The organism is Streptomyces sp. DH12 (genome assembly GCF_020873895.1).
In the GTDB taxonomy this organism is placed as follows: domain Bacteria; phylum Actinomycetota; class Actinomycetes; order Streptomycetales; family Streptomycetaceae; genus Streptomyces.
In genome coordinates, this window is the sequence record NZ_JAHWGT010001513.1 from 1 (window position 1) to 403 (window position 403).

Below are 403 nucleotides of genomic sequence, written 5' to 3' on the forward strand. Positions count from 1 at the left end.
GAGGCCTGGTCGTCGGCGCCGGAGAACAGCGCCACCGCCCCGTACCAGTCGGCCGGGTCGTCGCCGGCCGGCTCGCCCAGCCGGCGCTGCGCCTCGGCCAGCAGGGCGGCGCCGCCCGCCACGTTCGCCGCCGGGTCCTCGCGCAGCGTCTCCGCGTCCAGGCCGGTCAGCCGGGCCGCCCTCGGCAGGGTGGTCAGCCGGTCCGGCAGCTCGGCCGTGTCCAGGCCGAGCTCCGAGGGGCGCAGCGCGGGACGGGCGTCGTCGCCACGCGGGTCCTCGGACCCGCTCGCGTGGTGCCCGGCGGAGGCGAGCGCGGTACGCGCGTCGGTCAGGTGCATGGGCCCGTAGCCGCCGGTGACGCTCGGGGCGCCGCCGTGCGCGTCCCAGCGGGACTGCAGATAGG

At 79.7% G+C, this 403-nt stretch carries 1 pseudogene; it reads right to left on the minus strand.

From position 1 onward, the window contains the following. Positions 1-403, minus strand: a pseudogene (locus LPA54_RS40820) (N-acetylmuramoyl-L-alanine amidase); the annotation flags it as partial.